The organism is Epilithonimonas sp. (genome assembly GCF_036780765.1).
In the GTDB taxonomy this organism is placed as follows: Bacteria; Bacteroidota; Bacteroidia; order Flavobacteriales; family Weeksellaceae; genus Epilithonimonas.
This window is the reverse complement of sequence record NZ_DAIQCG010000002.1, coordinates 98,748-114,427: the sequence shown is the minus strand read 5'-3', so window position 1 is coordinate 114,427 and position 15,680 is coordinate 98,748. Positions and strand designations below refer to the sequence as shown.

The following is a 15,680-nucleotide window of genomic DNA, read 5'->3' as shown; positions in this document are numbered from 1 at the left end:
GTCACCCTGTTGTGAATTGCTTTCATTTTTGAGTATCTTTGAGATATAACACAACTTGTTAACTGTGATTCTGTTGGGGGCGTGGGTTGTGAATTGCTTTCATTTTTGAGTATCTTTGAGATATAACACAACATCCTGCTAATGGGTTAATTTGGTCACCCTGTTGTGAATTGCTTTCATTTTTGAGTATCTTTGAGATATAACACAACCGGGCGTAACTCGACCGTGAAGACATTGACGTTGTGAATTGCTTTCATTTTTGAGTATCTTTGAGATATAACACAACAAGGGCAATATTGTTTTGGTGGATGAGATTGTTGTGAATTGCTTTCATTTTTGAGTATCTTTGAGATATAACACAACATAATGATTATCAGAAGCTATTTTTTTACCGTTGTGAATTGCTTTCATTTTTGAGTATCTTTGAGATATAACACAACTCTTTGAAGTGTAGGTTCCCTTTAGTTCCTGTTGTGAATTGCTTTCATTTTTGAGTATCTTTGAGATATAACACAACTTTTTTGCATAGTTATCTGTTTTATTGCCTGTTGTGAATTGCTTTCATTTTTGAGTATCTTTGAGATATAACACAACTTCGGGTTGTAATAATATTTGATAATCCCTGTTGTGAATTGCTTTCATTTTTGAGTATCTTTGAGATATAACACAACGAAAAGTACGCCTTAGACATTAAAATCCTTGTTGTGAATTGCTTTCATTTTTGAGTATCTTTGAGATATAACACAACGTATCTTAGTGAACAGAGAACAATGCCGATGTTGTGAATTGCTTTCATTTTTGAGTATCTTTGAGATATAACACAACGCAGTACAGGAAATTCAACAATCAGGGCGTGTTGTGAATTGCTTTCATTTTTGAGTATCTTTGAGATATAACACAACTTACCCGTTTGAATAGCTTCGAGGATGTCAGTTGTGAATTGCTTTCATTTTTGAGTATCTTTGAGATATAACACAACTTAAAGAGATTTTAAGATAAATTTCTTGTCGTTGTGAATTGCTTTCATTTTTGAGTATCTTTGAGATATAACACAACCCTGCGGGAGTTCGATTCCAAAGACGGTGCGTTGTGAATTGCTTTCATTTTTGAGTATCTTTGAGATATAACACAACAGTCATATGCATTGCAGCAACTTTCTCAACGTTGTGAATTGCTTTCATTTTTGAGTATCTTTGAGATATAACACAACGGTAAACCCGCAGGAGTGGTACAGCGAGGAGTTGTGAATTGCTTTCATTTTTGAGTATCTTTGAGATATAACACAACGAATCGTTTTTGGTTCAGAAAGAACTTCTAGTTGTGAATTGCTTTCATTTTTGAGTATCTTTGAGATATAACACAACTAAAGGCGCAAGTGTCCCATCAGATGCTCTGTTGTGAATTGCTTTCATTTTTGAGTATCTTTGAGATATAACACAACCTGTTTTCTGTAACAGAGCAAATCCAACATGTTGTGAATTGCTTTCATTTTTGAGTATCTTTGAGATATAACACAACAAAACTATAAATGTTTAAACTTAAATCACTGTTGTGAATTGCTTTCATTTTTGAGTATCTTTGAGATATAACACAACTTACCCGTTTGGATAGCTTCTAGGATTTCCGTTGTGAATTGCTTTCATTTTTGAGTATCTTTGAGATATAACACAACATTTATGGATATTGGCAAAGCAGCCTTTTTGTTGTGAATTGCTTTCATTTTTGAGTATCTTTGAGATATAACACAACGTTATAGCTGAATTTGAATTTAACGGACTAGTTGTGAATTGCTTTCATTTTTGAGTATCTTTGAGATATAACACAACAATTCAGTTTTATGCTGATTTGCTATTTCTGTTGTGAATTGCTTTCATTTTTGAGTATCTTTGAGATATAACACAACTGTCAGCACCAAAAGGAAATCAGTTTGCTTGTTGTGAATTGCTTTCATTTTTGAGTATCTTTGAGATATAACACAACGATACGCTTAATAAAATGATTCCTGATGCTGTTGTGAATTGCTTTCATTTTTGAGTATCTTTGAGATATAACACAACATATACCCATTGTTTTTTGATGCTTATAAAGTTGTGAATTGCTTTCATTTTTGAGTATCTTTGAGATATAACACAACCATATTCATTTTCGGAGTATTGCACGATTCGTTGTGAATTGCTTTCATTTTTGAGTATCTTTGAGATATAACACAACCCGATTATTATTAAAATGGTATTGATAACAGTTGTGAATTGCTTTCATTTTTGAGTATCTTTGAGATATAACACAACAGATTACAAAATGGGATATGGAAGTAGTCAGTTGTGAATTGCTTTCATTTTTGAGTATCTTTGAGATATAACACAACCTTATAAAACAAATCTTATAAAGGTAAATCGTTGTGAATTGCTTTCATTTTTGAGTATCTTTGAGATATAACACAACATGCAAGCGGAAATTCAAGAAGTACATCTGGTTGTGAATTGCTTTCATTTTTGAGTATCTTTGAGATATAACACAACCCGATTATTATTAAAATGGTATTGATAACAGTTGTGAATTGCTTTCATTTTTGAGTATCTTTGAGATATAACACAACGATAGTTTTAAAAAATTACTGTCAGCGGGTGTTGTGAATTGCTTTCATTTTTGAGTATCTTTGAGATATAACACAACTTAGTGATTTCTTTACTCCATTATCGTTTTGTTGTGAATTGCTTTCATTTTTGAGTATCTTTGAGATATAACACAACTAATTACTCCGTTATTTGAAGGACTTCCTAGTTGTGAATTGCTTTCATTTTTGAGTATCTTTGAGATATAACACAACTTTTGTCCTATAAAATTCGTCAGTCTGTAAGTTGTGAATTGCTTTCATTTTTGAGTATCTTTGAGATATAACACAACATACTATCATCCATATATTTACCAAATATAGTTGTGAATTGCTTTCATTTTTGAGTATCTTTGAGATATAACACAACGTTTTCTTGGTACTTTCAAAAAGCTTATCAGTTGTGAATTGCTTTCATTTTTGAGTATCTTTGAGATATAACACAACATAACCCTATATTTTTTGGAAACGCTCCATGTTGTGAATTGCTTTCATTTTTGAGTATCTTTGAGATATAACACAACCGAAAGAAATTGGAATAATATGATCTAAGTGTTGTGAATTGCTTTCATTTTTGAGTATCTTTGAGATATAACACAACGTTCTGCAAGTTTTATGATGTGATTTTCAAGTTGTGAATTGCTTTCATTTTTGAGTATCTTTGAGATATAACACAACTGAGTTGGGATTGATATTTTTACCTATAATGTTGTGAATTGCTTTCATTTTTGAGTATCTTTGAGATATAACACAACCCCACTTATTGAATACAGTTTCGAAGTCCTGTTGTGAATTGCTTTCATTTTTGAGTATCTTTGAGATATAACACAACTGTAGTATCAAATTTCTCTATTTCGCCAGTGTTGTGAATTGCTTTCATTTTTGAGTATCTTTGAGATATAACACAACATGAGCACTTTCCGAACGATTCGGACTACTGTTGTGAATTGCTTTCATTTTTGAGTATCTTTGAGATATAACACAACAATAATGGATATTATTGTGTTTCACTTTATGTTGTGAATTGCTTTCATTTTTGAGTATCTTTGAGATATAACACAACATTTTCCGAAGTTCTTTGATTCGTTGTTCCGTTGTGAATTGCTTTCATTTTTGAGTATCTTTGAGATATAACACAACAAAACGTTTAAACTATGACAAAGCAAGAATGTTGTGAATTGCTTTCATTTTTGAGTATCTTTGAGATATAACACAACAGAGATCACCCGGGTCTGGAAGATCAAAGTGTTGTGAATTGCTTTCATTTTTGAGTATCTTTGAGATATAACACAACGTTCAGTTAAAAAAAGTCAATCAAAAATCCGTTGTGAATTGCTTTCATTTTTGAGTATCTTTGAGATATAACACAACAGCGCGAAAAAATTCTCCTTTCTTGCCCTCGTTGTGAATTGCTTTCATTTTTGAGTATCTTTGAGATATAACACAACCTCAAAAGTTAATCCACTGTATATCAGTGGATTTTTTGTTTATTTAGCATTCAAAAATTAGAACAATTCGAGTTGTTGGAAAGTCGGTGGCGGTTCTTCTTTATTTCTAGCGAAGAAGATTTCGATGTCACCAAATTGCTTATCTGTGATGCACATTATAGCAACCTTACCCGCTTTTGGCAACATAAACTTCACTCTTTTGATATGTACCTCAGCATTTTCCCGACTCGGACAATGGCGCACATACATCGAAAACTGAAACAAGGTAAAACCATCATCGATCAAGCTTTTACGAAAACGATTTGCATCTTTCATATTGGCTTTGGTCTCCGTCGGCAAGTCGTATAATACTAGAACCCACATAATTCGATAAGCGTTAAACCTTTCAGCATCCATTTATTGCTGTATTATATACAATGTAGAAAGTAATAAAATTAATCCATTTTCTTAAGTCAATTCAGGATAAGAAATCATTCGTTTTTCTCCCGTGTAGCATTTGTAAAGCGAAGAAGCTGTTGTTTTCACAGCCACCAACAATGGCCTTGTTTTATCATCAATCCTCACATCCTTGGTTGCGATTTGAAGAATATGCGCTTTGAATTCTTTTGTCAATTCCTCAATCTCTGGATACGCTTTCAGCCATTGCATTACCAATAAATCCACGAACGGGCGGTAAGGCTCCATCAAATCATCTGCAAGACAGTAGGGGTTGTATTTATTTTTATGAAAAATACCCAGTACTGGAAGCAGACCAGTTTCCACAATCGCTCTTGCAACAATACTTCTGAGAACTGCATAGCCAAAGTTGAAAAACTGATTCGGCGAATCTCCAAAACGTTGTCTCAGAAAATCTAAGCTGATGAGATATTTCCAATAATGTTGCGCTGCGATGCCCTGCATATTGGTAATATCACCCGATTTCACATTCTTTTGATACTCCAACATTGGTTCATAGTAATTCCCTAATTTGACCAAAACCTCTTTTTGATTCTCAATTTTGCACTCGATGGTTTGTTTCCATAGTTGTTTTTTAAGAGGCTCACTGGCTTCCAGTTGGTCTTTTACCCGATCCGAATGTTCTGTATGTCCATACAGTGGCAACATAATCCCGTGTGGCATATGATGGGCATCACAGCTCACAACCACCACATTATTTCCCATCATTTTTTGTATCAATTGATGTGAAACTGTGATTTGAAAATGGTCCAACATCAATAATCCCAAATCTTCCACAGGAACTTTCCCTTTCATCTCGTTGGTAAAGGGTTCCATAATGTACATCTGCTCATCTTTTAGTTTGAGATAGGCAGGGTTGCCAATGTAGATGGAGCGGGTTATCATAGGTTTTTAGATATTTTTCCGAGCCTATCAACTTTTAATTTAATACAACTTTCTTTAATCATAGAACCATCAATTGCTCGTTCCATCTTATTTAATGTAGAAAATTCAGCTTTGTTAACTACTGAAGTAGCAATATCTTGCCTTACTAAAAACAATTGATTACCACTGAAGCTTACCACTTTATAAATATTTCCAATTTTTGCTTTCGAAAAATTTTCAAAATCGATATTATTTACATTTTCACTCTCATCTCCAGAAGGAATATAAACTAAATCATTTGGAGACAAATAGAAATCATTTACTCCTTTTAAATCTACAACAGACAATCCTTGTTTTTGTCTTTCGACAACAATATTTAAAGGAATTGTTTCATAACTTCTTTTACCTTTTTCATCTTCGTAGACAGCAAAAAACAAATTAGTTCCTTTTGCCGATTCTACATATTTATTTTTCTTATTTCCAATTTGTCCAACTTGAAATTTACTTCCTAATTCATATATTCTGACTTTATTAATGGGCTGATGCGCTTTACCGTCGTTATATTTTTCAATATTATTATTCAAATCTTCAATTCCTTCTGGCGAAAATGCCAGCTCTGGATTGCCTTTAAATTCCAGATAATTTTTAAGTATTTTCTGAATTCCTGTATCTGTAATAGAGTTAATCGTTTTCAAATCAAAAGATGTATCTAAACTCTTCCTTGTAGCTGTTAAGATTTTACCTTTCGGAACTTTTATTCTCGGCAAATCCACCTTTCCGGAAACGGTTTCTTTATGCATCGGCTTTCTAATCGCCCAATTAACACCCTTCTGCTCTACTCTTTCTTTTGTTTTCATGCCATCCTTTCCTACCCATTTTTCATAATAATTGGTGGCTTTATTGATGACACGTAGGTTTTGTTTAAAGCTTACAATAATGGTTTCTAAATTATTTTTAGCTTCAACCGTAAAATTATCCCAAGGTTTTAGAAATTGCTTCGGTACATCTCTTTCAATTCTATCACCGGTTTGCGGATGGTTATAAACTGCTTTTTCAAACTTCATCAATTTCCTTTTCAAATCATAGCGTTTCGTATCCGATTTTGCAGATTGATTGTTGAGTAAATTTACGTGGTCTTTCGTCGCACAAGCAATTACCAGGGCATCCAAAGCGTGATGACGATGGTCAATTCTTTTCTTTGAAAATCCTTTAGAGAACTCAATCGGAACTGTCGGAAGAAACTTTTGATGATTTTCATTCCAGACAGTGAAATCTGTTGAATTTGTCAACTGATTCATTCTTTCAAATCGTGGTAAAATCAATTCATTCCAAACATCATTCAGTCCCCAATCCTGTTTTAATTGAGTAGTAATTCTTCCATTTCCTGGAACAATGTTTTTAGAATTTACTCCTTCATCGCTACCATCTTCTACACGAACAATATTGGAAAGCACACCCGAAATATACTTGCTGATGTGGCGGGTATCATTCAACTGGCGCTCAATCATCTTCTCAGGAATCTCTTCCAAAAGAAGTTTAGTTCTTTTCCCTCTGTTATTCGCATAATGTTTTTTAACAAAATCTTCATATTCCTCGACTTCAAATATTTTAACTTTATCTGATACTTTATAACCGTGGAATTGCTTGATGAAACCTAAACCAATGTAGTTATCCTTTAGTTTATTAACCGCAGATTCGCAAATAATCTTATTACTAAAACTGTCATCGAAATATCGGCTTTGTGGAATAATATGCTCAATCTCGTATTCCGGTGTAAACAATTTATTTAACGGAATAATCTGTCCTGTGTATGGCGATTTATATTTTTGCTCCAACCAAAGTTTATATCTTTTCAAATCTGAAGGTGATGGCTGTGCTGTTTTACTGATTTTCAAAATATCATCCTCAATATCAATATCTGATTTCAGAATTCCATCTTCATAAATCTTTAAAATTTCCTGTTGCATCGGAGAAAACGGACGAACATTTTCCACCGAACTGTCATTCACCATTTCAGCCAATAAGGCTTTGATGCGGAGATTGGTATTTTCGTTTTCTGTAATTCTTTTTGTTGCATCTAATCTTTCATCTTTTGTCTGTTTCATTTCTCTTCCTAATTCGATATGAATTTCATCAAAGAAATCTTTTACGCCATTGCCATATTTCACCCAAATATCTTTTACAACACGGAGCGTTTCCGTAATAATTTGCTCTACGATCGGGTTGCGAAGCGAATGTTGCTTAAACTCTTTTAAAAATTCTTCCAAATCATCTGCAGAATTCCATTTCCCAATTAATGATGCTTCAGAATGTCTGCCATACACTATATATTGAGCCAACCACAATTGCAATCCTTGAAAATGATTTTCAGTTGTCAGATTAATTGCTTTTTCTCTTACCTTATCTTTGATGTTTTCATCATATTCTCCGGTAATAATTTTGTCAATTCTTGCTTTTGAATGTTCATCAATATTATCATAACTCCAATACTTTCCTACTCGCATCAAAGGCAACAGTTTCTTAATCGCTTTTTCGGAGAAAGAACCATATTCACTTTTAAAAGGCGGAAATTTTTTAAATGCTTCAAAGAAAGAAACTTTATCCAAATTATTTTTGTTTGCAAAAGATTTTAATGCCTTTTCATACTCCACTTTATCATTAACGGAATAGATGATATGCCAAATCTTCTGCTCAATTTCTCTCGTAAAAAAATCATCAGCAATATTTTTAACTTTATCTAATCTTGATGAAATCATTGTTTTGGTTTCGTTACAAGGATATGGTTTACTTTCTACATAATTCCAACGGTATTTTTCAATCTCTGCTGTTAACAATTTTCCTTTAAAGTCTTTCTGTTCTAAAAGGCATTTCAGCAATGCTTTTTGATCTACTTCTTTTCGCTCATCCAAAAACTTAAATAGATTTTCTAAATCCTCATAAGAATTAAGAAATTCTTTAGTTACATTTTCGTCATCATCTTTTCTGTAAATATTAAGATTGTAAATCCACTGCCAGATGCGAAATTCTTGATAATAAGGATTTGACTTCGGAATCGCCTTAAGATATTGCGTATGCTCTACGCCATCTTTATCTACATATTTTTTAAATTCTAGTGTGCAATTAGAGATAGACGACTTTTGACTTCTCAAAGGTCTTTGGTAAAAGATAATATCTTCTAAAAATAGATGTACAAAATCTTTTTTGCTTAATGTCAATTGATGTGCTTCATTATTTCGATATAACTCACGAACGCAATCGTTATACAAATTATCATTTTTCAGTTCCGGATGAAAGGATTGTTGCGTTTCTAAAATCTTTTTAAGTTCTTCTTTATAAAATTTTCGCTCAATAGTGCGAACTAATTTTCCATTGATTTTTTGCTTTGGATTTTGAAGGAGTGCATTATAAATGTAAGTTCCTACGGTTTTATCTGAATTATCAATTTCCTGCTCTGTTTTAGTCTTAATAGCAATCCAATCTTTTTCAGAATCAACTGCTTTAAAAGTTCTTTTTATATCTCCGTTTTTCAAGAATGATTCAGTAACAATAAATTCTTTTACACGTTCTACCCAATCTTCAGTTTTTACAATTTGTTTATCGTATTTCCAACCATTATCAAAATACACATCATATAATATTTTGCCCTTAATATTATCTCCAGAATCAACTATCCTTTCAACTTTTAGACGTACAAAGGTTTTATCTTTTTCTTCTTCAAAATCTTCTCCGCGCAATTGATAATACCCACGTTTCTGATTAAAATTTAAAAGTATCCAAGCTAATTCTTCTTTTTCAATTTTTTGAGTTAAAGCTTTGTTACGTAAATAATAGATTGTCCAATCATAAGGAACTTTTTTATCATTTTCTAAAAGCTTAGGTTGATGTTTCTGAAAATCAGAAAGCATTTCTTCAAAAGATTTTTTGAAAATAAATTCGTTTTTGTCATAAACTAATTTAGGCTCGGTTTCTTCTTTAAATTTACCAAACCGCTTCTCAAAATCTATCTGAGAGGCAAAATGCTCAGGTAAAAATTTCAAAAGATTCAAAATCCTGTGAAGTCTTTCCCTTCTCAGTAAAAATCTTTCCCGTAATCTTCGTACACCTCGATATCCCGTACGGGAAGCTGTTTGGGAAACTGAATTACCTTTTCCAAATTCCCCAAGAATATCCTGGGACATTGGAATAATTCTACTTCCCATCCCAAGAATCTTTCCTTCTTTCTTATCGAAATCTTGATTAATCAGTGCCCATCCAATCGAGTTCGTTCCTAAGTCTAATCCAAGTATATGTTTACTCATAACTATCAGTTTTTTGAAATTTCTTAAAATTAAAAAGAAATTTTTTCATACAAATACGGAAAAGAATAAATGTATTAAAAATATTATTTCTACATTTGTAAATGAAAGCAATTCACAATAAGGATTATTCCGTTGTGAAAACATTTAGCGCCTCGCCTACCTGTGGGGCATTTTTTATTTTAAATGTTTCGTGGATTCCTTTTAAAACAATAGACAGGGAAGAACAAAACATTCAAGGTGGGACAACTCACTTTTTTTTATATCACTATACTAAAACAAAAAAATCCACTCTTTCAAGTGGATTCCTTCATTTAGATTACCATCTGCTCGCCCAGATAGATACTGTTGCTCGCGGTCGTTTGCCTTACATTGTTGAGGTAAGCATAGACATCCACAGCTTTCCCAATGCAGTAGTTTGGGAGCCTGACATCCAGCATCAGGTCAGAACGCATCACGATGCCTTCAAAGATTTCAAAAATCTTCAGCTCCTTGCAGTAGCAGACCAGATTTACCTGATCTGTTGCAGACGCATTACCTTGAGTGCTGTTGTCTTCCCATTCCAGACTTAAGACTCCACCCACCTGCGTTGTAAGCACAGCATTTTGGAAACCTGTCAGTTCACCTTTAGTGATTAGCACTTTGTTGTAAACCAGTTCCGGAACATCTGCTACTACTTGCATCGCTTCATTGATGGTGTAGGATGTTGCAAGATTTACTCTGGACTTCACCCCACTACCCGACCCAAAGTATTGAGACTGGATTGGTTTTAGCGGTTGCAGAAAACTTATCGCCAGTTTAAACTTTGCCTGTTGGAGCAGTTGCTTCTCGGTAGGTTCTTTTTTTGATGGTTTGGGCAGACTTCGCATGATGTCTTTGCCACGCCAGTTAGCGCCTACTACAGTTCCTAATTTTCCGGAGAATCCTCCTAGGATTCCTTTGTTAAATGTTGCCATATCTAATAGTTTTAATTGATTGGTAAAACGAAGTTATTATACAAAAGCATAGCTTGTACACCCCTGACTGGTTTTGACCGAAACTGACTTGATTTGACTGGAAATGACCGAATGCCTTTTCCTTTCTTCGGATCATCTACCACCTTTCTTCGGGTCTTCTTCGGAAAAAAGATGTTTTTTCCGAAGCCGATCCGAACAAGACCCGAAGAAGACCAAAAGAAAATCCGGTGACTCTAATTATTTTAAGCCACCGGATCTTATTCATTTTTCGGTTTTGTAGTACTTTTATTTCATAGTAGATTACAAATTTTTTGCAAAGATTGCTTTTGGATTACTTGTCTTTTTTGCGCAACGTATTGATGAAATAATAGATCTTACCCTTGATTTTCTCAAATTTTATATAACCTTGGATTCGCCAGCGGTATAGGGTGCTGTCACTTACATTAAGTTCTTTTTTGGTTTCTGCCGAGTCTTTGCGAACGAGTACTTCAGGAGGTGTAATAGCCAGCAAAATGGCTTGCAGCATTTGGATTGTTTCTTGCTGATAGACCACGATAGCTGTTAGCAACTCTTCCATTGGAGGATTGTTATTTTTTTTCATAATATATGTTTTTAAACAACCATAAATTACCAATAAAAAAACAATCCACAAAAAAATAAACGTCAAAAAAACAGCAGGTTACAAACAATTAGAACATATTATAATATGGTTGCTATTTTCTGATTTAGCATATCTACTTCAAAAAGATATTAGAGATCATTTTAAATTTGATGAAGATAATCTGCTATGATATCACTTTTATTGATAGGGGCATTTGGTTCAGAGTTATTGGTGGTCGCTACCCAGTCTTAGATGTTATTTTTTGCGTTGTAGAGGAAAGACAAATTAAAACACATGTGACCATTCTTGTTATCATTTTGTCAAAAAAAAGAGATTATTCTGTTGATTTTGTTTTTGCTCATAATCCCGCTGTTATAGACTTCTATTTTATTCCAAAAACACTATTTTCGCTGTTCAAAATAGTGTAATGACGGCTTCAGAATTTATCCAGAAACAACTTAATATTCCATTCAAAAATATAGAAAGTACACTTCAGCTGTTGGCAGAGGATTGTACTATCCCCTTCATCTCCCGATACCGAAAAGACAAAACCGGCAATCTGGATGAGGTAGCGATAGAGAATATCTCCAAGCTCTACAAACAGTTTGAGGATCTTACCAAGCTCAAGGAAAGTATCCTGAAATCTATAGCGGAACAAAATGCTTTGTCATCAGAATTAAAACAAAAAATTGAGCAGAGCTTTGATTTGCAGGAGTTGGAAGATTTTTATTTACCCTATAAAAAACGAAAGAAAACCAAAGCCGATACTGCAAGAGAAAAAGGTTTAGAGCCTTTGGCTAAAATCATTATGAGCCAGCGGTCTGATGATATCGAGTTTTTGGCCTCAAAATACATCAACCAAGATGTTGCTGATGAAGAGGAAGCTCTGAAAGGCGCAAGAGACATTATTGCAGAATGGATTAATGAAAATCTGTACGTTCGAAAAAACTTGAGACGCCTGTTTCAAAGAAAAGCATTGATCTCGTCCAAAGTAGTGAAAACAAAAAAAGAGACAGAGGGCGCACAAAAATTCAGTCAATATTTTGAGTGGGAAGAGCCTTTGCACCGCACGCCTTCTCACAGACTTCTGGCGATGCTCCGCGCAGAGAACGAGGGTTTTGTGAAAACTTCCATTGATATGGATAAAAATGAAGCGCTTGACCTCATCAAAAATGCAATTATCAAAAGTAACAACTCCTCTACAAAACAAATCGAATTAGCGATCGCTGATTCTTATAAACGATTGCTGGAACCTGCTTTGTCCAACGAAGCTTTGCAAGACGCCAAAGAAAAAGCGGATATCAAGGCGATTGATGTTTTTGCAGAGAACCTGCAGCAGTTGCTTCTTGCTTCGCCTTTGGGAGAGAAAAGGATTTTGGCAATAGACCCTGGCTACAGAAGTGGTTGCAAGGTCGTGTGTCTGGATGAAAAAGGAGACCTGCTTCATAACGAAAACATCTACCCACACGCACCGCAAAACGAAAGCGGAATGGCAATGAAAAAAATACGATCGATGGTGAATGCTTACAACATAGAAGCGATTTCTATCGGCAATGGTACCGCCAGCCGTGAAACCGAATTCTTCATCAAGAAAATAACATTCGACAAACCAATTCAGGTTTTTGTGGTTTCAGAAGCCGGTGCATCGGTTTACTCTGCCAGCAAAATTGCGAGAGACGAGTTCCCAAATTATGATGTAACCGTTCGTGGTGCTGTTTCCATCGGAAGAAGATTATCTGACCCCTTGGCAGAATTGGTGAAAATAGATCCTAAATCTATTGGTGTGGGACAGTATCAACACGATGTGGATCCAACCAAACTGAAAGAAGAACTGGACAACACCGTCATCCGCTCGGTCAATTCCGTAGGGATTAACCTCAACACAGCAAGTAAATCTTTATTGAGTTACGTCTCGGGAATCGGAGAAAAAATGGCAGAAAACATCGTGAATTACCGAACGGAAAATGGTGCATTTACCGAAAGAAAAGAGCTTAAAAAAGTTCCAAGATTAGGCGAAAAAGCCTATCAGCAGGCAGCCGCTTTTGTAAGAATCAAAAATGCAAAAAATCCTTTGGACAATTCTGCAGTGCATCCCGAAGCTTACAAAATTGTAGAAAAAATGGCGAAAGATCTTGGCTTGAAAACTGAAGATTTGATTTCAAATAAAGAAAAAATAGCTTCTGTCCATCCTGAACAATATGTAACGGCTGATATTGGGATTCTCGGCATCAGAGATATTCTGAAAGAATTGGAAAAACCAGGATTGGATCCAAGAAAAGCAGCCAAGGTTTTTGAGTTTGATCCTAATGTAAAATCTATCAAAGATGTAAGACCTGGGATGATCCTTCCAGGGATAGTGAATAACATCACTGCGTTTGGCTGTTTCGTAGATTTGGGAATCAAGGAAAGCGGATTGGTTCATATTTCCCAGCTGAAGGATGGTTTTGTCTCAGATGTGAATGAGGTAGTGAAGCTTCATCAGCACGTGCAAGTTAAAATCACGGAGGTGGATGAGGCAAGGAAAAGGATTCAGTTGACGATGATTTTATAATAAGCATATCCAATAAAATTTGAAATTAAATATTATTTCAAATTAATTTTGTAACCCCAAAAGTCACAAAAGTTGTAGTCTAATTTGAACTTTTCACCAATTTAAAAAAGATAAAATGCGTTAAGTATTCTTATATTTTTTTCTTTCGTATTGTTTTATTTATAGCTTTCCTTTTGTAACTTTTGATGCTTAAATATTTTTTTATCTCTTTTTGAATTAGTATTAATTGCGTCGGACTTTAGTCCGATGATTTATAGAAGTAACTTAATGGCTTTAGCCAAAGCTTTCAGAAGTTTAGACTGAAGCCTATGAAAAATTTTCATTTACAAAGGGGCTGAAGAACGCCTCTATTAGTATTAATAAATAATTAATAACTTGATCGCGGGCTTAAAACGGTACTAAGTCAGCAAGAACAAACTTAATAATGTCAATCAAAATACCTTGTTTCACTATCTGTAAAGACTGTGGCGGCATTGGAAAAAAGAAGCGAAGAATCAAGAAAAGTTTGAAACTTCGCTACCAATCTGAGCTTGAAAACTTTGAAAAAACGAATGGGGAAAGTACTGTTCCTGTTCGTCCGGAGGCTCATTTGTATATTTGTCCTACTTGCTCAGGCTCAGGGTTGATTTCTGCTGATGAATTTCCAGTTCCAGATACCGATAATCTCCCACACGTTGCCATTATTGGTGGTGGGATTGGTGCCGTGGCGTTGGCTGTAGCGTGTCTGCATCGTGGCATTCCTTTTACGATTTACGAGCGGGATAACAGTTTCAATGAGCGTTCACAAGGCTATGGTCTCACTCTTCAACAAGCCAGCAAAGTGATTGACGGATTCGGGATTTCTAATTTGGAACAAGGCGTAGTTTCTACCAGACACCTCGTCCACACGCCCGATGGAACTGTAGTTGCCGAATGGGGAATGCGAAAGTGGATGGAACACGCCACAAAAGCCAGTCCTAAAAAAACCAATATCCATATTGCCAGACAAGCATTGCGTTCTACTTTTATCCAACAATTAGGTGGTACCAGTAAAATACAATGGGGACATCAGCTCATTGATTTTAATGAAAACAAAGATGGAGGATTAGACCTCAACTTCCAAGTCAATGGCGAATCAAAAACCGAAAAAGCCGACTTGATTGTGGGTGCAGATGGCATACGAAGCGCTGTCCGCACTATCCTGATTGGCGAGGAGAATGCGCCGTTGCAATATTTAGGCTGTATTGTAATTTTAGGAATTTGCCCTTTGAGCGCCTTAGAAAACAACGACCATTCTCTGCTCGATTCGGCAACGGTCTTTCAGACGGCCAATGGGAATGAAAGGATTTATATGATGCCTTTCAACAAAGAATCGATAATGTGGCAACTGAGTTTCCCAATATCAGAAGAAGATGCCAAAACTTTGAGTTCAAAAGGAGCTGAAGCTCTGAAAGCAGAAGCCATCCAACGCACGCCTTGGCACGCTCCTATTCCGCAGATTATGGAAGCGACTCTAGCCAGTCAAGTTTCTGGATATCCAGTTTATGACAGAGAATTACTGAATCCTGATCTATTACTAAACGCAGGAAAAGCCACATTAATCGGCGACGCTGCCCATCCGATGAGTCCGTTCAAAGGTCAAGGCGCTAATCAGGCTTTGCTGGATGCTTTATCTCTCGCTCGTTTTATTTCAAAACAATGTACGCCACATTCTGATTGGAAATCAAAAGGTATCCGAGAAAGTGTGTTAAACCAATTCGAAGCAGAAATGATTGAAAGAAGTTCCGTAAAAGTAGAAGATTCTGCGGCAGCTGCTCAATTTCTTCACACGGACTTAGCGCTCTATGAAGCAAATGAGCCAAGAGGGAAGGTTTTGAAAAGGAAAGATTCTTTGGAATAACCCATTCTCCCGTGGATTG

Annotated in this window: 7 protein-coding genes and 1 CRISPR repeat array; of the genes, 2 read left to right on the top strand and 5 right to left on the bottom strand. The window is 35.2% G+C overall.

Features of this window, described 5'->3' with window-relative positions:
- Positions 1-8 precede the first annotated feature (8 nt).
- Positions 9-4,059: direct repeats of the CRISPR family, unit length 47 nt; unit sequence GTTGTGAATTGCTTTCATTTTTGAGTATCTTTGAGATATAACACAAC.
- A gap of 57 nt (positions 4,060-4,116) precedes the next feature.
- The 5 genes from cas2 to V7P73_RS03935 all read right to left on the bottom strand — a co-directional run bounded on the left by cas2 (position 4,117) and on the right by V7P73_RS03935 (position 11,231).
- Positions 4,117-4,455: a CRISPR-associated endonuclease Cas2 gene (cas2, locus tag V7P73_RS03955; protein WP_333851660.1), complete on the bottom strand. Its 339-nt coding sequence runs from the start codon at positions 4,453-4,455 to the stop codon at positions 4,117-4,119.
- Positions 4,456-4,506: 51 nt separating this feature from the next.
- Positions 4,507-5,400 (bottom strand): type II CRISPR-associated endonuclease Cas1, encoded by an 894-nt coding sequence (cas1, locus tag V7P73_RS03950; protein WP_333851659.1) that lies wholly within the window; start codon positions 5,398-5,400, stop codon positions 4,507-4,509.
- Entirely contained in the window at positions 5,397-9,677 is a 4,281-nt protein-coding gene (cas9, locus tag V7P73_RS03945; protein WP_333851658.1) for a type II CRISPR RNA-guided endonuclease Cas9, read from the bottom strand. Before cas9 ends, cas1 begins: the two co-directional genes overlap by 4 nt.
- Before the next feature lie 311 nt (positions 9,678-9,988).
- On the bottom strand, positions 9,989-10,630 hold the full coding sequence (locus V7P73_RS03940; protein ID WP_333851657.1) for a DUF6266 family protein: 642 nt from the start codon (positions 10,628-10,630) through the stop codon (positions 9,989-9,991).
- 331 nt (positions 10,631-10,961) lie between these two features.
- Positions 10,962-11,231, bottom strand: a complete 270-nt coding sequence (locus V7P73_RS03935) for a hypothetical protein (protein WP_333851656.1) — start codon at positions 11,229-11,231, stop codon at positions 10,962-10,964.
- A gap of 427 nt (positions 11,232-11,658) precedes the next feature.
- On the opposite strand from V7P73_RS03935, the gene V7P73_RS03930 reads away from it, so the two are divergent.
- Together V7P73_RS03930 and V7P73_RS03925 are read left to right on the top strand one after the other, a co-directional pair.
- Positions 11,659-13,782 (top strand): Tex family protein, encoded by a 2,124-nt coding sequence (locus V7P73_RS03930; RefSeq protein ID WP_333851655.1) that lies wholly within the window; start codon positions 11,659-11,661, stop codon positions 13,780-13,782.
- A 424-nt stretch (positions 13,783-14,206) separates the two neighbouring features.
- Positions 14,207-15,661, top strand: a complete 1,455-nt coding sequence (locus tag V7P73_RS03925; protein ID WP_333851654.1) for an FAD-dependent oxidoreductase — start codon at positions 14,207-14,209, stop codon at positions 15,659-15,661.
- The last annotated feature ends 19 nt before the right edge of the window (positions 15,662-15,680 follow it).